The following is an 18351-nucleotide window of genomic DNA, read 5'->3' on the forward strand; positions in this document are numbered from 1 at the left end:
GTCCTATTTCAGCAGGTCGACCAGGACGTCGAAGGCGGCGTCGATATCGGCGCGGATGGCCTGGCGGACGGCTTCGGCATCGCGGTTGCGCAGCGCCGCGTACATCGCCTGATGGTGCTCGTTGGCGGTCGAATAGTTCCCGGAATCATGCAGCATGTTGAAATAGGGGCTGATCTGCAGCCACAAATTCTCGATGATGTTGAGGATGTTTTCCGAGCCAGCCGCCCGGTAGATGGAGAAATGAAAGGCGTAGTTGGCGCGCAGATAGGATTTGACGTCCCCCGCCGCATTGGCCTGTTCGAGCGCTGCCAAATGCTGGCCGAGTTGCGCGATGCCCTGATCGTCGATGCGCTCGGCCGCCCATGCGGCGGCGATCGCCTCGATCTCGAAGCGGACATTCCTGAGATCGACGAGGCGCGCGCGGCTGAGTGCGGGAATGCCGATCGAGCGGCCTGAAACAACCATCAAGGCATTGGCCGCGGTCAGCCGCCGCAACGCCTCCCTGACCGGCATCGGGCTGACCCCGAAGGCGTCGGCAAGACTTTGCACCGTCACCATCTCGCCAGGCACGATGCTGCCGTCGAGGATCAATTCGGTGACATGGCGATAGACTCTGTCCTGCAGGGTTTCCCTGGACAGGGGTACGATCTCGACACCAGGCTTCCTGAACGCTGCTCCGGCCATCTCCCATCAACCTTTCCGCGCAAAGGCCGCGCCACAACCCGTTCCCGGAATGCAGGGTTCCGGCTGCCGCGTCAAGCGTATGCGACCGGCGGCTCGGTATAAAGATATTTCATCATTGATCTTTGATCAAATAGTGTTAGGGTTATCGACATCGGATGGCGAGGGCCACGTTTCGTGCCCTCGGGAGGCATTCGGTCGTTCGTATCGGGAGGAATTCACATGGGTATCGGATTGAAAGTCCGGCGGCTCGCGCTGCTGGCGAGCATGGCTGCTTGCGCCTTTGGCATGTCGGGCGCTGAAGCAGCCGAAAAGCACAAGATCTTTCTCAGCATGAGCTACATCGGCAATGATTGGCAGGCCGAGGCGGCAAACATGGTCAAGGCCATGGCCGCGCACAAGAGCCTTGCCGACAAGGTCGACCTGCAGGTCCAGGTGGCCGGGCCCAACGCACAACGCCAGATCCAGCAGATCAACGCCATGGTGCAAAGCGGCGCCGAGGCGATCGTCGTCTATCCGATCTCGCCGACCGCGCTCAATCAGGTCGTGAAGAATGCCTGCGACAAGGGCGTGAAGGTCTTTGCCTATGACGCCGAGATCACCGAGCCTTGTGCCTATAACGTCCATATCGACCAACTGGAAGCGGGCAGGGTGACCGCCGAATGGCTGGTGAAGAAGCTCAATGGCAAGGGCAACATCATCGCCATTACCGGCGTTCCCGGCACATCGGTCGACGACCAGCGCACAAAGGCCGCCAAGGAAGTCTTTGCCAAGTACCCCGACATCAAGATTGTCGGCGAGGCTGTCGGCATGTGGAGCCAGGCGGTCGCCCGCACCGAGCTTTCCAAGATCCTCGCCACACGCAGCTGGAACGACATCAACGGGCTGTGGATGCAGGTCGGCTGCTTCACCGCCAACTCGATGCAGCTCGAGGCCGGCAAGAAGGCGAGCGAACTCTTGCCCTGCGCCGGTGAAGGCTCCAATGGCGGCCGCATCCAGATGCTGCCGGCGGGCACCGACGTCGAGGGTGCGGCTCCACCCTATGCACCGGCGGGCGCACAACGCATTTCCTATGCCTCGCCACCTTATTCCGGGGCGCTGGCGCTAAAACTTGCCGTCGAGGCGATCGAGGGCAAGGATGTGCCGAAGACCACGATCCTGCCGCTGCCGCTCGTCACCAATGAGACCATCAAGCTGTGCGATGAGGCACCTGGGCGGAAATGAAGGCCGGCTGCAACGTCTTCAAGCCGTCGCTGGTGTCCAACCCCGGCTGGTTCGCTTCGATCTTTTCGGACCAGACGCCCGAGATCGGCCTCAACGCCGCCCTCGTCGGACAGCCGGAGAACTGAGCCTCCCAAGGCCAATCGCGACGATGCACTGATATCTTGTCCGTGCATCGTCGATCCGCGCCAATGCGTGGCGTCCAAAAGTGCGCAGCCTGCGATCGAGGATATGACAGAACAGCCCCCGCCATCGAGATTGACGGCATCGGCAAGGCGTTCGGCGCGACCGTCGCGCTGGACGGCGTGTCGTTCCGCATCGCGCCCGGCAGCGTCCATGCGCTGCTGGGTGAGAATGGAGCCGGCAAGTCGACGCTGGTGAAACTGCTGTCGGGGCTGGTGCGGCCGAGTGCCGGTCATATCAGGGTCTTCGGCCAGGAGATCGGCTATGGCGCGCCGCGCACGGCGCATGCGCTGGGCGTGCAGACCGCGTTCCAGGAGATGACCCTGGTGCGCGATCTCTCCGTCCTCGACAACATGCTGTTGCCCTATGCTCCCGTCGGCATCTCCGGCCTCATCCGCCGCAATGCCGCCCGCAAGGCGGTCCGCCACCACATCGACGAGCTCGGGTTTTCCGTCGATCTCGACGCGGAGGTCAGCGAACTCGAGCTTTCGGTGCGGCAGAAGATCGAGATCGCGCGGGCCGTCTACCGCAAGCCGCGCATCCTGCTGCTCGACGAGCCGACCTCGACGCTCGCCGGCCGCGACGTCGACTGGCTGGGCGACATCATCGCCAGGCTGAAGGCGACGGGCACGACCATCGTCTTCATCACCCATCGCATGCGCGAGGTGCGCGCCTTTTGCGACACGCTGACGATCCTGAGAAACGGCCGCCACATCGTCACCGCGCCGGTTGCCGATATTTCGGACGGCGACGTCATCGAAAAGATCATCGGCCGCAGCATCGAGCAGACCTTTCCGCCCAAGCCCGACGGCGCCCAGGCCTTCGGTCCACCGGTGCTGGGCGTGCGCGACCTCAAGGTCGGCCGCAAGCTCGATGGCGCGCGCTTCGACCTGCGCCGGGGCGAGATCCTCGGCGTTGCCGGACTGCAGGGCATGGGCCAGCAGGATCTGTTCCTGGCCTGCTTCGGCATGGCCGAAATCATCCGTGGCGACGTCCTTGTCGACGGCCGCAAGGTCTGGCTCGGCTCTCCGGCCGATGCCTTGCGGCCCAACATGGCGATCGGCCTGGTGCCGGAAGACCGCAAATCCGAAGGCCTGTTCCTGAAACTGTCGGGCAGCCAGAACGCCACGCTGCCGGTGGTGTCGCGCTTCACGCGCTTCGGCCTTGTCGATGCCGCGGCCGAGACCCGCTCCGTCGAGGAGGCATTCGCCACTGTCGAGGTCGACCGCCGCGCGCTGTGGACGCGGGCCGGGGCGTTTTCAGGCGGCAACCAGCAGAAGATCGCCATTGCCAATTGGCTGGTGGCGCAGAGCCGCATCCTGCTCCTGTTCGATCCCACACGCGGCATTGATGTCGGCACCAAGCATGAGCTCTATGTGATGATGCGAAACTACGTCGCCGCCGGTGGCTCGATCCTGCTGCACTCGACGGAAATTCCCGAACTGGTCCACCAATGCGACCGGGTCCTGGTTCTCTATGACGGGCGCATCGCGGCCGAGCTCGAAGGCGATGCCATCACCGAGCCCGCCATCATGCGCCCGGCGCTCGGCCATGCCGGGGAGGCCGCCGCATGAGCAGCGTTTCCCCTACCGTTTCTGCCGGTTTCGGGCTGCGCCGCGCGCTGATGCGCCATCGCGGCGCGCTGATCGCAGCCGCCGTGCTGGCGATCCTGCTTTTCATCGTTGACGGGATCAGTGCCGGTCCGCTGACCTATTTCGACGTGTCGTTCCTGTCCAGCGGCGGCGCGACCTCGGCGCTGGCTGCGATCGGCCAGACCATCGTCATCCTGTCGGGTGGCTTCGACCTTTCCGCCGGTGCGGTGATTTCGCTGGTCAATGCCGTGCTGGCATCGAGCATGGACCCGATGGCGCCGGGCGCCAGCATCCTGCTGTGGACCGCGGTCGGCATCGGCGTCGGCATGGCGGTGGGGGCCTTCAACGGCTTCTTCATCGCGGTGCTGCGCATGCAGCCCATCGTGGTGACGCTGTCCACCATGTTCATCCTGCAAGGCGTCACGCTGCTGGTGATGGACAAACCCGGCGGCTTCGTCTCGCCCGATCTCGGCAGCTATTACCTGGGTGACGCGATCACCGGCTGGCTGCCTATGCCGCTGGTGGTGATCGGCGTCGTCCTGCTCGCCTGGTTCTGGTTGAAGGGAACCCGTTTCGGCACAGCACTCTATGCCGTTGGCAGCGACCCGGATTCGGCCGCTGCCGTCGGCATCAATGTCGTGCTGGTGCGCTTTGCCGTCTATGTCATCGCCGGCGGCTGCTACGGCCTTGCCGGCGTGTTCATCAGCGCGCAGACCGGCAGCGGCGACCCGCTGGTCGGCAATCCGTTGCTGCTGTCGATGTTCGCGGCGGTGGTGGTCGGCGGCACGCGCCTTGGCGGCGGGCAGGGTGGTCCGGTGGGCACCGTCTTCGGCGCCTATATCCTGATGATGGTGGTGAACATCCTGCTGGTGCTCAATGTGTCGGCCTACTATGCGACCATCGCGGAAGGCACGATTCTCGTGCTGGCGGCCCTTGCCGGTTCCTTGTCTCACGCATCTGTGCTTGCCGTGCAACTGCGCGCCGCGCGCGCCCGGTTTGCCGCCTGGCGTGCCGGCATATTGCCCTCGCAGCTCAAGCCGATCGACCGGCGGCTGAAGATCGCCGGACCGTCGCATGGCCAGCGCGGGCCGGCAGCGCCGCGCCCGGCTTTTCGCCTGCGCAATGCCGAGACGCTGCGCTATGCGCTGCCCGCCTATGTCTGCCTGCTCGTCATCGTCATCGTCACCCAGGTCTGGCTCGGCCGCGCCATCCTCAATCCGGGTTACTGGAATTCGCTGCTGGTGCTGTCGTCCTTCCTCGCCGTCCTGGCGCTGGGGCAGGGAACGGTCATTCTGACCGGCGGCCTCGATCTCTCCGTGCCGTGGACGATCGGCATTTCCGGCATCATCCTGGCCGGCATGGTCAATGGCTCCGACGCCGCCCTTGTCTACGCCTTGCCGGTCGTGCTGGTGATGGCCTGCGCGATCGGTTTCGCCAATGGCTTCGGCATCGCCTATCTCGGCATCTCGCCGATCGTCATGACGCTCGCCACTAACGGCATCCTGCAGGGCTTCGCGCTGATCTATTCGCAGGGAACGCCGGCCGGTTTCTCCTCGCCGATGCTGCGCTGGTTCATGACGGCCAAGCTCGGTTTCGTCACTCCAATCGTCCTGCTGATGGTCGTCTTCGTGGTCGGAGCGGTGCTGCTGCTTGGACGCACGCCGTTTGGACGCCGGGTGTACGGCATCGGCAACGGGCTGCGCGCGGCGCGCCTGTCCGGCATCGGCGTCGAGCGTACGCTGATCCTGGTCTACATGCTGTCGGCCGTTTGCGCCGCTATCGTCGGCATCATGCTGACCGGCTTTTCCGGCCAGGCGAGCCTTGGCATGGGCGATGACTATCTCTTGCCGTCGATCGCGGTCGTGGTGGTCGGCGGCGCGCTGATCACCGGCGGGCGCGGCCACTATCTCGGCATGCTCGGCGGCGTGCTGCTTTTGACCGCGCTGCAGATGCTGCTGGCCGGCACCACGCTGCCCTACGCCACCAGGGCAATTCTTTACGGGCTGGTCGTTCTGGGTGCCGTCATGGCGCTGCGCGAACGGCGGCTGCAATGAAAAGGACAGGACGATGAGCACAAAGGCACCCGCATCGGCGGACGATTTTCTGGCCGGCCTGAAGGGACAGCGCGTGCTGGTGACGGCAGGCGCCGGCGGCATCGGTTTCGCCATCGCCGAAACGCTTTCGCGGCTCGGCGCACGCATCATCGTCTGCGACGTTTCCGACGAAGCGCTGGCCGCCGCTCCGGGCAAGATCGACCTGGTCGCAGCGGTCAAGGCGGATGTCTCGCGCGACGACGACGTCGACCGGCTGTTCGAGGCGGTCGAGAAAGAACTCGGCGGGCTCGACGCGCTGATCAACAATGCCGGCATTGCCGGGCCGACCGGCGGTGTCGACGAGATCGAACCGGACGACTGGCGGCGCTGCATCGACATCTGTCTCACCGGCCAGTTCCTCTGCGCACGGCGTGCCGTGCCGCTGATCAAGGCGGCGGGCGGTGGCTCGATCGTCTCGATGTCATCGGCGGCCGGTCGCCACGGCTACGCGTTCCGCACGCCCTATTCGGCGGCAAAGTTCGGCGTCATCGGCTTCACGCAGAGCCTGGCCAAGGAGCTTGGGCCGCACGGCATCAGGGTCAATGCCATCCTGCCCGGCATCATCGAGGGACCGCGCATCGAAGGCGTCATCTCGGCACGTGCCAAGCAAGTCGGCATCAGCCATGAGGAGATGACTGGGCGCTATCTGCAGAACATCTCGCTGCGCCGCATGACCAGTCCTTATGATGTCGCCTCGATGGTGGCGTTCCTGCTCTCCGATGCGGGCGTCAACATTTCGGGCCAATCGCTCGGCGTCGACGGCAACGTCGAAACACTCTGAGGAACGATCCATGGCCAATGTCGCGATTGTCGGAAGTGGGTTCATCGGGCGGGCCTGGGCGATCAGCTTCGCCCGCGCTGGTCATGATGTGCGCATGTGGGACCAGTCGCCCGCCGCGACGGGGGGCGCGCGCGACTACATAGAAGGTGTGCTCGGCGACCTTGCCGCGAACGATCTGCTGCGCGGGCAGTCCGTCGACACCGTGCTTGGCCGCATCGCCATCGTCGGCGAACTGGCGGAAGCGCTGGCCGACGCAGCCCATGTCCAGGAGAACACTCCTGAAAACCTCGCTGTGAAGCGGCAGGTATTCTCCTCATCGATAGGCTTGCCGACCCGCATACGGTCATCGCCAGCTCCACCTCGGCGCTGTTGCCGTCGAAATTCACCGACCATCTGCCGGGGCGGCACCGTTGCCTGGTCGTGCATCCGATCAACCCGCCCTATCTCATTCCGGCGGCCGAGGTGGTGCCGGCGCCGTGGACATCCGCCGAGACGCTGGAAAGAACCCGTGCCTTCCTCATCGATGCCGGCCACGCGCCGCTGGTGATGAAGCGCGAGCTCGACGGCTTCATCATGAACCGCTTGCAGGGCGCCTTGCTGGAGGAAGCTTTCCGGCTTGTCGCGGATGGCTATGCCAGCGTCGAGGATGTCGATATCGGCATCCGTGACGGGCTGGCGCTGCGCTGGTCGTTCATGGGTCCGTTCGAGACCATCGACCTCGATGCGCCCGGTGGCGTGCGCGATTATGTCGAGCGCTACCAGGGCATCTATTCCAACATCTTCCCGCAGATGCTGCGCCGGGTCGACTGGGCGGGTGAGGTCATGAAAACCGTCGAGGCAGAACGCAGCAGGCGCTTGCCCAGGGAAAGCCTAGGCGAGCGGCAGGTCTGGCGGGATCGCCGGCTGATGGCGCTGGCGGCACACAAGAAGAAATCGGATCAGGAGTTCGGACAATGACAGAAACCAGCCGCAAGCCCGGCGCGACGGCAGCCAAAGGCAAGGTCATCATCACCTGCGCGGTGACGGGCGCGATCCATACGCCGACCATGTCGCCCTATCTGCCCATCACGCCGGACCAGATCGCCTCGGAGGCGATCGCGGCAGCGGAGGCCGGTGCCGCGATCCTGCACCTGCATGCGCGAGACCCCGAAACCGGCAAGCCCGACCAGACGCCGGAGGCCTTCGCCCGCTTCCTGCCGCGCGTCAAGCAAGGCACCAATGCCGCCATCAACATCACCACCGGCGGCAGCCCCTACATGAAGGTCGAGGAGCGCGTGCGCCCGGCCGCCCAGTTCAAGCCCGAGGTCGCCTCACTCAACATGGGCTCGATCAATTTCGGGCTCTATCACCTCGCCGACAAGTACGAGACCTTCAAGTTCGACTGGGAAAAGCCGCATCTGGAGGCGACGCGCGACCTGGTTTTCCGCAACTCGTTCAAGGACATCGAGTACATTCTGGCGACCTGCTACGACAATGGCACGCGCTTCGAATTCGAGTGCTACGACATCGCCCACCTCTACAACCTCTCCCATTTCGCCGATCGCGGGCTGGTGAAGCCGCCGTTCTTCGTGCAGTCGGTGTTCGGCCTGCTCGGCGGCATCGGCACCCATCCCGAAGACGTCGCCCATATGAAGCGCACCGCGGACCGGCTGTTCGGCGACCAGTTCCGCTGGTCGGTGCTCGGCGCCGGCGCCAGCCAGCTGCGCATCGCCGCGCAATCGGCAGCACTCGGCGGCAACATCCGCGTCGGGCTGGAGGACAGCCTGTGGGCCGGCAAGGGCAAGCTCGCCAAGTCGAACGCCGAGCAGGTCCTGCTGGCGCGCAAGATCATCGAAGGGCTTGGCATGGAGGTGGCGACGCCGGACGAGGCGCGCGAGATCCTGTCCTTGAAGGGCGGCGACAAGGTCGCCTTCTGACCAGTCGCTACAGTCGTCGAAACAGAGGAGGATGGCATGAAGATCGAAGTCGTGGTGGACGTGAAGACGACACTGGGCGAAGGCCCGCTCTGGGACGTCGAACAGGAGCGCCTGTACTGGATCGACAGTTTCGACGGGCGCGTGTTCCGCGCCACCGCCGACGGGCGCGAGATCCGCTCCTGGGACGTGCCGATGAAGATCGGTTCTATGGCGCTGCGCAAGGATGGCAGCGGCGCGGTCGTCTCGCTGCAGCGCGGCTTCCATCTGCTCGATTTCGCTTCTGGCGATGTGACGATGATCCACGATCCGGAGCCGGACAGGCCGATGAACCGTCTCAATGACGGCAAGGCCGACCGACGCGGCCGCTTCTTCGCCGGCTCGATGGACACGATGGAGGAGGGGCCTTCCGGTGGGCTTTACCGGCTCGATCCGGATTTCTCGGTCACCCGGATCGATTCCGGCATCATCTGCTCCAACGGTCCATGCTGGAGCCCCGACGACCGCACCTTCTATTTCGCCGACACCTGGACCGGCGAGATCTGGGCCTACGACTACGATATCGACACGGGTGCCGCCACCAACCGCCGTACCTTCGTGCGCGTCGATACCAGCAAGGGCGGTGCGGCCGACGGCTCGACCGTGGACGCAGAGGGCTATTTGTGGAATGCGCTGGTCTATGATGGCCGCCTGGTGCGCTATGCGCCGGACGGTACCGTCGATCGCATAGTCGACATGCCGGTGAAGAAGATCACCAGCGTGATGTTCGGCGGGCCGAAGCTCGACACGCTCTATGTCACCTCGATGGCCAAGCCGCCGCTGCCGCGCTTTCCCGGCGACGGCGTCCTGCGCGGCAGCCTGTTCGCCATATCAGGCCTCGGCGTGACAGGTGTTCCCGAGCCGCGATTTGGCGGGTGAGGGCTAGCGGCACCATTTCTCCACCGCGATCGCAATCGCCTTTGTGCAATCGACGAGATCGCGCACCGAGACCCGTTCGTTCGGCTGATGCGCCTGCGCCGGGTCGCCCGGGCCGAAATTGACGGTCGGCGTGTTGCCAAGGCCGGTCGGCAGGCCGATGTCGCTATGCGCGCCGAAACCGCTGAGGATCGGTGACAGGTTGGCTTCCTCGACCGCCTGCTGAAAGACACCGACGAACGGATTGTCTGACGGGAGCTCGGCGCAGTCGGCATCGAGGATCCATTCGATGCGGGCCGGGTGCTTTCGCAGATAGGGATCTGCCTGGCAGACATTGGCAATGTGCTCTTCGATTTCGCGCTTGACGTTACCGCCCAGCCTGAACTCGTCATGCTCGCTCGGCAGGTATTGCGCGTCGATGATGATCTCGCCGCGTCCTGCCATGGAGGAGGGGTGTTCGCCGGCATTGATCTGGGTGACGATGATCTGGTTGGGCAGATCCATCAGCGGATGGTTCTTCCGGGGATCGAACATCCAGCGCCGGTTGAGAATGTCGATGCCGTCGAGGATTTGCCGGCAAAGCTGGACGGCATCGACCGGGCCGCTCGAATACCAGGCATTCGGCGTGAGTTCGGCATGGCCGCCTATGCCGTCAATGATGATCCTGCCCCATAATATGCCGTGGCAGAGCGGTGCGATCTTGTTCGCCGTCGGTTCGGTCATGATGCCGGCGTCGGCGTGAAAGCCGCGATCGACCATGGCCAGCGAGCCCATGCCGCCGATTTCCTCATCGACGACGGTGGTGAAGACGATGTCGCCGGACAGTGGAATGTCGAGCTCCTTCAGGATCTCGACGGCCATCAGCATGCAGGCGACGCCGCCTTTCATGTCGACCGTGCCGCGGCCGTGCAGGAATCCATCCTTGAGAACGGGCTGGAACGGGTCGGTCGCCCAGTGGCTGGCGGCACCCGGCGGAACGACATCGATATGGCCAGTGAGCATGATGGAACGCCCGCCGCCCGTACCCTTCAGGACGCCGCCGAGATTGGGCCGGCCTTCAAAAGTCCGGCCCTTATTGGCGCCGGCGCGGCCCTTGTACTTTTCGTAGAGCGCCGGGCCATCCGGATCCCAGAGATCGGTCGCGAAGCCGAGCGCTTCGATGCGCTTTTGCAGATAGAGCTGGCAATCACGCTCGCCGGGGCCGGCCTCCTTGGGGTTGGATTTCACGATGGAGGGGAAGGCGACGAGATCGCTCAGCGTTGCGACGATACGGTCGGCGGCTGCCTCGACGCGCGCGGCGATGATCTCTTCTTTGGACGGCATCATGATCTCCAACGTTGGGAAAGTCGGTCGGCGAGAAGGACGAACACCAGAAGGGCGCCGACAATCCCCACCTGCCAAACCGTGTTGATGTTCAATTGCAGAAGGCCGGTCTTCAGCGTGACCAGCAGCAGGACGGCGGCGAAGACGCCGCCGACGCCGCCGCGCCCACCGGTGATGACGATGCCTCCGAGCATGGCGGCGGTCAGCGATTCGAGCTCGAGGTTCTGGCCGATATTGGGCCTGCCACTGCCGAGCCAGGCCAGCGAAACCAGACCGGCAGCACCAGCGAGCGCGCCGCTCAAGCAATAGAGAATGAAGCGCACGCGATCGACCGGAATGCCGACCAGTTTGGCCGAGCGTTCATTGAAGCCCATGGCATAGATCCAGCGCCCCCAGGCCGTTGAGATCAGCACTAGGCCGGCCAGAACGAAGCACGGGATGGCGAGCGTCAGGAAAGGCATGGGAATGCCCATGGCGACGCCACGCCCCCAGACAAGCAGCCATGAGGGTACGCCAGCTTGAGCGGCACCTCCGGTAACAGCGAGTGCCGCGCCGGAATAGACGAAGAATGTGCCCAGCGTCGCGATGAAGGGGAGCAGGGCGAGCCCGTTGACCAGCCATCCGTTCAACGCACCAAGCAGGGCGCCTGCCAGGATGCAGACGGCCGGCAGCAGGACAGGTGGCAAGCCCAGCTTGATGCAAAGCATGGCAAGGATGGCCGAGAGCGAGACCGCGCCGCCGACCGACAGGTCGATGCCGGCGCCGCCTGCCAGGATGACCAGCGCCTGGCCAAGGCCGACCAGCGCCAGGATCGTCGAGAACTGAAGGACGGTGGTGACGGTGCCGAGGTTGAAAACCGTAGGCCTGAGCGCCAGCAGGCCGACAATCACGACCAGCCAGAGCCCGCAGAGCAAGGCCAAGGTGAGGGCTGGGCCCTGCAGGTTGCGGAGCGTTTTCATGCGCGGGCCCGCTGTATCAGGCCAAGCGGCAACCGGTTGGAGACGGCCTCGAAGCCGAGCACGCCGATGATGAGAACCCCGGTGACGACAGGCTGCCAGAGGGAGGGGACGCCGATCAGAAGCAATCCGTTCTGGAGAATGCGCAGGAGAAGCACACCGAGTACGGTGCCGATCAGGCTGCATTTGCCGCCCAATATGCTGGTGCCGCCGAGAATGACCGCGGCAATGGCATCCAGCGCCAGCGTGCTGCCGATCGTCATTTCGACATTGCGGTAGGTGGCGACATAGAAAGTGGCGGCAATGCCGGTCAGAAAGCCGCTGATGAGGAAGGTCATGAGGCGGGTCTTGATGACCGGTATGCCCGACAGCCGCGCCTTTTCCTCCGAATTGCCGATCGCCAGCAAATGCAGCCCATAGGGCGTTCGCCGCAACGCCAGCCAGACGATGAGATAGGCAATGGCGATCACCAGGGCAGGAACGGGGACGCCGAGCACGGTCGTTGCAAGAACATTGGTTAGGCTCGAGGGCAGTCCGGAAAGCCATTGCCCGCCGAGCAGGACGAAGACGGCGGTACGGTAGACGCCGAGCAGGCCGAGCGTTCCGACGATGGCCGGAACGCGGCCCAGCACGACGACGGTGGCCGTCACGCATCCAAGCAAGGCCCCAACCAGCGGGCCGACAATGATCGCCAGCGCCGGATTGCCATCGGCACCGAGCACGCGGCCGATGGCGATGGCCGCGAGCCCCATGACGATGCCGATCGACACATCGATGCCGCCCATGGCCAGAAGCAAGGTCATGCCAAGGCCGATCAGCAGCAGTTCGACGCTGTTGCGCAGGACCGTCGCCGCATTGACTGACGTGGCGTAGTGGGGCGATGCGACAGAAAAGATGACGATCGCCAGCAAACAGGCGACAAGCAGAGACCACTCGCGTCCGTTCATGGAGAAGACACCGTTTGCAGATTGTCGCACCGCGCTCATGTCAGGCTCAGAAGTTGAACTTGTCGACATTGTCCTTGGTGAAGACGGCCGGCGGCCCGAGCAGCAGAATGCCCTTGGCGGCATCGTAGGTGACGGGCTTGTCGAGGCCGGCGATCTTGTTCTCCGCCTCGAAGGCCTTGCCGTCGATCAGCTGTTTGCCGGCCCAGACCGTGAGATAGCCGAGCTGCTCGGGATTCCACAGCACGGTAAAGCCGAAGGCGCCGCTCTTCAGGTAGGAGCGCGCTGTGTTCGGGCTGCAGTAGCCGGCGCCGATGACGGAACCGATCTTGCCGGCGGTTTCGATGGCCTGGGCAACGCCGGGGCAGGTCGAGGATGCGACGGCAATGATTGCCTTGATGTCGGGATTGGCGGCCATGAGATCGCCTGATATTTGCGCGGCGCGCTCGGCCGTGCCGCCGGCAAATTGCGGCGCGAGCAGTTTCAGCTTCGGATATTTGGCGGTGGCTTCCTTCTGCATGAAGCCGATCCAGGCGTTGAGATTGGACGCCGTTGCCTCGCCGGAGACGATGCCGATCGTTGCGTCCTCGCCGACACGCTTGACGAGTTCGTCGACGATCGTCGTGCCAAGGCCTTCGTCGGTCGCCTGCGCCACGTAGACAGCGCGGCCGCTGTCGGGCGCATCGCTGTCGCTGGTGAACAGTTTGATGCCCTTCGCCTTGGCGCTCTCGACAACGGGGGCGATGCTGGAGGCATCAAGCACGCTGACCGAGACCGCCTCGACGCCCTGATCGATCAGGTTCTGGACGATCTGCAACTGGTCGACCGGATTGGTGTCGACGGGGCCGGAATAGATGAAATCGACGCCAAGATCCTTGGCGGCGCGGTTGCCGCCGGCTTCCATGGCGTTGAAATAGGGGATGCCGATCAACTGCGGTACAAAGGCGACCTTGTGCTTGTCGGCGGCGTGCGCTGCCGTGGCAATGACGAGTGACAATGCGGAGGCGGCGAGCACTTTCTTGAACTGTGAAAGCATTGTGGTTTGATCCTCTCTGGAAATGACGTGCGTTTCAGTTTGTTTTTTCGAGCGCCCGCACGTCGGGATGAGCGCCTGTTATGAGCGAAACGACTTCCTCGTGATTGGTTTCGGCCGCCAGTCGTTCGGCCACCTTGCGGCCGCGCCGGAACACCACGATGCGGTCGGCAACCTCGAAGACTTCGGAAATGTTGTGGCTGATGAGGACGACGGCACAGCCGCGCGCGGCGAGCCGCCGCGTCAGCGCCAGGACCTTACGGGTCTCGGCAACGGCAAGGGCCGCCGTCGGCTCGTCCATGATGACCAATCTGGCGTTCAGATTGAGCGCCCGGCAGATGGCGACAGCCTGGCGCTGACCGCCCGACAGGCTGCCGACAGGCGCTTCCGGATCGGAAATATGGGCATCGAGCTCCTTCAGCAGGTCATCGACGCGCTGGCGCATTTCCTGGCGCTTCAGGAATGGAATGCCCAAAATGGAGCGTTTCAATTCCCGACCGAGAAAAACGTTTTCGGCGATCGACAGGTTCTCGGAGAGCGCAAGTTCCTGGAAGATCGTCGCAATGCCCGACGACGCCGCATCCTTGGGCGAGGAAAAGGCGACCGGCTTGCCTTCGATGACCAACTCGCCATCGCTCGGCGCATGGGCGCCCGCCAGGATCTTGATGAAGGTCGATTTGCCCGCGCCATTGTCGCCGAGCAGCGCCAGCACCTCGCCGGAGCGGATTTCCAGGTCGACATTTGAAAGCGCCGTCAGCGCGCCGAAGCGCTTGGCGATGTTCCTGGCGACAAGAAAGGGTTCTGTCATGGCGGTTATCCAGCGATTGCGGATCGGTTAGACGGCCTTGCTCACCCAGCGCAGCACATTGGTCCAAAGGCGCGCATAACCGGGCCATTCGACGAAACTGTTGGGCAGCCAGTGCGGGCCGATATCCGATGTCCAGACCAGGGTGCGCCCTTCGCCATGGCGCCCGGTGACCAGCAGCGGGTGGCCGCCCTGATCCCGCGGCAGGCGTGCCAGGACTTCGACATCGTCCCGGTCGCGGGCAACGACTTCGTTGGCGCCGAGAAGAATGGGCCACTCGCCGTCAATGCCGGCAAAGAGCGGATGATCCCTGGGGCCGGTGATCTCAGGCCGAAAGCCCTCAGGAATTTCCAGCCGGTCATCGTTGGGCAGGCAGGTTACCGGCAGCGCATCCTCGACCGCCGTGCGGTGCCAGCGCGCCTTGCCGTCGATGCCCTGGAAGGAGAAGTAGCCGCCGATCATGATCAGCCCACCGCCGGCCAGCGTCCAGTCGCGCAGCAGCTTGAGCCGGTTGGGGACCGTCTTGCCGTGCAGCCAGACATCGGGATGCAGCAGCAGCGAGTTTGCGCCGATGTCTGAGAGGATGATCGCCTTGTATTGCGACAGGCCCTCCATGGTGAAAGGCAGCTTTTCGACAGCCTCATGGGCCGGCATGTATTCGAGATCGAATTCGCTGTCCTTCAAGGCGGTGACGAGCGGTGTTGCGCCGAGATGGAAGGTGACGCTGCCGAACTGGTCGAACCCCTTGTAGTGGGTCGCCGAACTCATCCAGCTCTCGCCGACCAGAAGGACTTTTGCTTTCGCCATGATCATATTCTCCTGATTTCGCCAGATGGGCCGATGCCCGGAAATCGATAAGCCTTTGATTTAACTTGCCATCACAGTGTCGTTCGCCAAGGCGGTGGCCTTCAGGGTGGCGAAATCCGCGATGTAGCCCTGCGCGCCTTCGACGGTGGTCGTCAGGCTAGCGCCGATCGCGGCATAGCGGGCGGCGGCATCCAGCGACGCGCCATGCAGCCACAGGCTGAGGAAGATGCCGGCAAAACTGTCGCCGGCGCCGGTGGCATCGACGCGGTTGACCGGCAGCGCGGGAACCTCGATCTGTGGGCCGCCGCCGGCCGGGAAGACGACCGCGCCAAACTCGCCAAGGGTGAGCACGACCGTCCCGCGCGGCTTGATGCGGGACAGGATCAACCGCACCTCTTCGATCATGCTCGCCATCCCGGTGCGAAAGCCGAAAATCTCCCGCATCATCACGTCGTTGATGAAGGTCAGGTCGATCTGCCCGACCATCTGCGTAAAAGCCTCCGGCGTGCGCGTGCTTCTGGGCAAGCCGGCCGAATGCAGGCTCACCTTCCAGCCGGCCTGATGAAAGCGCGCGATGGAGGCGGTCATCGTCTCATAGTGAAAGCCTTCGATATGCAGGCAGGCCGGGCGCTGCTCGGGCTGGATGTCCAGATTGGCGGTCAGGTCCACCTCACCCAGTTCGAAGGGTTCGCTGATGATGGTGCGGCTGCCGTTGCGCTCGATGATGACGATCGCCTGCGAAAGCCGGTTGTTGGGCGTGCTGCGGATGGGGAGGGCGTGGACGCCCAGTTTGGAGAGCTCGCCCAAAGCCCAGTCGCTTTCGGCGTCCCTGCCGACCGCCGTCGCCAGTTCCACGTCAAGGGCGTAGGGCGCTCCAACGCCGGCCGCGGCAACCGCGAGATTGGCCGCCGGTCCGCCCAGCGCCTTTTCGATATGGCTGGCGGTGATGCGGTCGTCGCGATGCGGCAGCACGTCGACGCGGCACAGGAAGTCGACGCTGACGCGTCCGGCGACCAGAAGCCTTGGCAGGTGATCGAGGTTTTTTGGCCTGCGCGGCGCGCGGCCGGGCAGCGAACGGGCGAAGGAACTGGGCCGGTACATCAGCGCGGCAACCGCCTTCTCGATGCGGTCGCGTGTGTCGTCTCTGAGGCCGGCAGTGCCATTGATGAAGTTCGATACCGTGCCGATGGAGACACCGGCGGTTCGAGCGACATCCGCTATGGTAGGGCGCTTGCGTTGCAATTGCCTGGTTCCGATTGAAGCGTTTCAAACGGTAGCAGCGGAGATGTGACACCTCAACGGAATTATCTTCCAAAAAGTTGGTAGTGTTGGTCCTAATTTAGAAACCAAAACCATGATGTGGCCGAAGCCCGAATTCGTGTTACCAACTTTGAACGATTTTCAATTTTCGGCAAAAAGATTGTGCATTCGCATTTTCTGCACTTTGTTTGGCCGGCCGGCCTGATCGGTGCTCGGCGCAGCTGCCATTTCGTCAGCCGCGAGCGGCCGACAGAAACCGAGACGCAGCGCGTTTTTGCGGGCAAGGCGCCTTGTTTGGTTTCGACGCCCGAGACTGGAGTTTGAGGGCGTTGCCACATTCAAATCCGGTTGGTACGTAGCTGATAAATTCCAGTTGCTGCAATTGCCGTAGAGTTTCTTGTTTCCAACGGATCGGCTTCTCATGACACTGCTGCTGAAGGCTTGCCGTTCGGCGTCGGCCCATGACGGCTCCAGCGTCGATAAAATGACGCAGGAGAACGGTCTGGCGATTCACAACAGACGTGAGATCGGAATTTCGTGATGACCGAGACCTCTACCAGTTCAGGCGCTGAACCAGCGTCGCCCCGGCGTCATCTCTTGATTGCTGGAACAGGCCGGGCTGGGACAAGCTTTCTCGTCAAGTATCTGACTGCCCTTGGTCTGGACACCAGCTTCGGACGCTACGGTGAAGCGGGGGCTGGCTGGTCTTCGTCCGCCAATGCCGGTTTGGAACAGATGCTGCTGGTCCAGCCGGACCAGGATCTGCCCTATGTCCTCAAGTCACCGTGGGCCGGGGAATATATTGAGGAGATCCTGGGCAGCAAGCGATTTGCGATCGATGCGCTGGTGGTTCCTATTCGGGATCTTGTCGAGGCCGCTACCAGCCGCGCCGTGGCGGAGTATCGATCGATTCATCAGACCCAGCCGTGGGTTGCGGACAAGCTGGATCGAAGCTGGGAAGTAGCCGGGGTGACCCCCGGCGGGCTCGTTTTTTCGCTCAATCCGCTCGATCAGGCCAGACTGCTGGCCGTCAGCTTCCACAGGTTGGTTCATCGTGCCGCAGAAGCCCAAATTCCACTTGTTTTTCCAGTCTTCCCGCGGATGGTTGAAGACTGGGAATATCTCTACCACACGCTGAAACCCATCCTGCCCATAGACGTATCTCCGCAAACCGCTCGGGAGGCACATGCTAGCGTTGCTTCGCGTGCCAAGGTCAGGATCGGCGACGAGGTTGCAACACAAAAAGGGCTATCGGCAGCGGATACCGTGATCCCCCAACCGCAAATCCGATACCCGAGCCCTGTGGAGGTGGACAATATTGCGTTGCGCCGCGAACTCCGCAGCGTTCGAGAGGAAAAGCTGGCCGCAGATGCGGCGCTCGAGCGCGCCAGGATCAACCAGGAAAAGCTGGCCGCGGATGCAGCGATCCAGAACGCAGGGATCACCGAGGAAAAGCTCGCCGCAGATGCAGCGCTCGATCGGGCCAGGGTCTATGCGGAAGAGCTGAGTGCGGCCGCAGCGGCGCACGCCGCAGAGCGAGCCGGACTCGACGCTGAAATCGACCGCCTTCGTCGCCAGATAATTGCAATGAGCTTGCGCCGACGCCTAAGGCGGCTGGTTGGGCTGAAGTGATACGAGGCTAAATCAGCAGCAGCCCCTTCATGCTGGAATGGCCTCGCCGGCCGACGATGATGTCGTGCGCGCCGATCTCCATTTCGTGGCGGGCAGGACCGAAAGCGCCGAAGATCGCAACGGGCCGGCTTTCTTCGATGGTCAAGAAATAGCAAAGCCGTCGGGTGGTGCCCGGCGGCTCTTCTTCGATCGGCTGCTGCCGTTTTAGTCGA

Annotated in this window: 18 protein-coding genes and 1 pseudogene; 11 read left to right on the top strand and 8 right to left on the bottom strand. The window is 63.6% G+C overall.

Annotation, left to right across the window (positions count from 1 at the left end):
* Window positions 1-3: 3 nt before the first annotated feature.
* A complete protein-coding gene (locus AC0V7N_RS21845) occupies window positions 4-684 on the bottom strand; it encodes a GntR family transcriptional regulator (protein WP_183460182.1) in 681 nt (226 codons plus the stop codon).
* A 219-nt stretch (window positions 685-903) separates the two neighbouring features.
* Here AC0V7N_RS21845 and AC0V7N_RS21850 point away from each other — a divergent pair, with 219 nt between their 5' ends.
* The 8 genes and pseudogenes from AC0V7N_RS21850 (at window position 904) to AC0V7N_RS21885 (ending at window position 9382) form a co-directional block, all read left to right on the top strand.
* Window positions 904-1905 carry a sugar ABC transporter substrate-binding protein gene (locus AC0V7N_RS21850; RefSeq protein ID WP_475450451.1) on the top strand — a complete coding sequence of 334 codons (1002 nt, stop codon included), beginning with the start codon at window positions 904-906 and terminating at the stop codon, window positions 1903-1905.
* Window positions 1902-2030 carry a hypothetical protein gene (locus AC0V7N_RS21855; RefSeq protein WP_475450452.1) on the top strand — a complete coding sequence of 43 codons (129 nt, stop codon included), beginning with the start codon at window positions 1902-1904 and terminating at the stop codon, window positions 2028-2030. Before AC0V7N_RS21850 ends, AC0V7N_RS21855 begins: the two co-directional genes overlap by 4 nt.
* Window positions 2031-2093: 63 nt before the next feature.
* Window positions 2094-3659 (top strand): ATP-binding cassette domain-containing protein, encoded by a 1566-nt coding sequence (locus tag AC0V7N_RS21860; RefSeq protein ID WP_496627241.1) that lies wholly within the window; start codon window positions 2094-2096, stop codon window positions 3657-3659.
* On the top strand, window positions 3656-5731 hold the full coding sequence (locus AC0V7N_RS21865) for an ABC transporter permease subunit (RefSeq protein ID WP_496627242.1): 2076 nt from the start codon (window positions 3656-3658) through the stop codon (window positions 5729-5731). Before AC0V7N_RS21860 ends, AC0V7N_RS21865 begins: the two co-directional genes overlap by 4 nt.
* Window positions 5732-5744: 13 nt before the next feature.
* The gene (locus AC0V7N_RS21870) at window positions 5745-6551 is read left to right on the top strand and encodes an SDR family oxidoreductase (protein WP_475450454.1); all 807 of its coding nucleotides are present in this window, start codon (window positions 5745-5747) and stop codon (window positions 6549-6551) included.
* Window positions 6552-6561: 10 nt separating this feature from the next.
* Window positions 6562-7508, top strand: a pseudogene (locus tag AC0V7N_RS21875) (3-hydroxyacyl-CoA dehydrogenase).
* Window positions 7505-8467: a 3,5-dioxohexanoate:acetyl-CoA acetone transferase gene (gene kce / locus AC0V7N_RS21880; RefSeq protein WP_475450456.1), complete on the top strand. Its 963-nt coding sequence runs from the start codon at window positions 7505-7507 to the stop codon at window positions 8465-8467. The pseudogene AC0V7N_RS21875 and the gene kce overlap by 4 nt, the downstream one beginning before the upstream one ends.
* Window positions 8468-8503: 36 nt before the next feature.
* Window positions 8504-9382: an SMP-30/gluconolactonase/LRE family protein gene (locus tag AC0V7N_RS21885; RefSeq protein ID WP_475450457.1), complete on the top strand. Its 879-nt coding sequence runs from the start codon at window positions 8504-8506 to the stop codon at window positions 9380-9382.
* 3 nt (window positions 9383-9385) lie between these two features.
* Here the strand turns inward: AC0V7N_RS21885 and AC0V7N_RS21890 are convergent, their stop codons facing one another.
* Genes AC0V7N_RS21890 through AC0V7N_RS21920 form a run of 7 tightly spaced genes read right to left on the bottom strand, consistent with a single transcriptional unit; the run spans window position 9386 to window position 16489 of the window.
* Window positions 9386-10702: a M20 family metallopeptidase gene (locus tag AC0V7N_RS21890; protein WP_475450458.1), complete on the bottom strand. Its 1317-nt coding sequence runs from the start codon at window positions 10700-10702 to the stop codon at window positions 9386-9388.
* The gene (locus tag AC0V7N_RS21895; RefSeq protein WP_475450459.1) at window positions 10702-11661 is read right to left on the bottom strand and encodes an ABC transporter permease; all 960 of its coding nucleotides are present in this window, start codon (window positions 11659-11661) and stop codon (window positions 10702-10704) included. The genes AC0V7N_RS21890 and AC0V7N_RS21895 overlap by 1 nt, the downstream gene beginning before the upstream one ends.
* Window positions 11658-12605 carry an ABC transporter permease gene (locus AC0V7N_RS21900; RefSeq protein ID WP_475450460.1) on the bottom strand — a complete coding sequence of 316 codons (948 nt, stop codon included), beginning with the start codon at window positions 12603-12605 and terminating at the stop codon, window positions 11658-11660. Before AC0V7N_RS21900 ends, AC0V7N_RS21895 begins: the two co-directional genes overlap by 4 nt.
* A gap of 46 nt (window positions 12606-12651) precedes the next feature.
* Window positions 12652-13638 (bottom strand): autoinducer 2 ABC transporter substrate-binding protein, encoded by a 987-nt coding sequence (locus AC0V7N_RS21905; protein WP_475450461.1) that lies wholly within the window; start codon window positions 13636-13638, stop codon window positions 12652-12654.
* Window positions 13639-13672: 34 nt separating this feature from the next.
* The gene (locus AC0V7N_RS21910; protein WP_475450462.1) at window positions 13673-14443 is read right to left on the bottom strand and encodes an ATP-binding cassette domain-containing protein; all 771 of its coding nucleotides are present in this window, start codon (window positions 14441-14443) and stop codon (window positions 13673-13675) included.
* Between the two features lie 27 nt (window positions 14444-14470).
* Window positions 14471-15247, bottom strand: coding sequence for a glutamine amidotransferase (locus AC0V7N_RS21915; RefSeq protein ID WP_475450463.1), 777 nt, complete (start codon window positions 15245-15247; stop codon window positions 14471-14473).
* Between the two features lie 60 nt (window positions 15248-15307).
* Window positions 15308-16489: a carbohydrate kinase family protein gene (locus tag AC0V7N_RS21920; RefSeq protein WP_475450464.1), complete on the bottom strand. Its 1182-nt coding sequence runs from the start codon at window positions 16487-16489 to the stop codon at window positions 15308-15310.
* 117 nt (window positions 16490-16606) lie between these two features.
* Here AC0V7N_RS21920 and AC0V7N_RS21925 point away from each other — a divergent pair, with 117 nt between their 5' ends.
* From AC0V7N_RS21925 to AC0V7N_RS21935, 3 genes are all read left to right on the top strand, one after another.
* Window positions 16607-16831 carry a hypothetical protein gene (locus AC0V7N_RS21925; RefSeq protein WP_475450465.1) on the top strand — a complete coding sequence of 75 codons (225 nt, stop codon included), beginning with the start codon at window positions 16607-16609 and terminating at the stop codon, window positions 16829-16831.
* A gap of 216 nt (window positions 16832-17047) precedes the next feature.
* Window positions 17048-18139, top strand: coding sequence for a hypothetical protein (locus AC0V7N_RS21930; RefSeq protein ID WP_475450466.1), 1092 nt, complete (start codon window positions 17048-17050; stop codon window positions 18137-18139).
* A gap of 37 nt (window positions 18140-18176) precedes the next feature.
* Complete coding sequence (locus tag AC0V7N_RS21935) at window positions 18177-18347, top strand: hypothetical protein (RefSeq protein ID WP_475450467.1); 171 nt, start codon at window positions 18177-18179, stop codon at window positions 18345-18347.
* Window positions 18348-18351 lie beyond the last annotated feature (4 nt).

It is taken from the genome of Mesorhizobium kamtschaticum, from assembly GCF_056174585.1.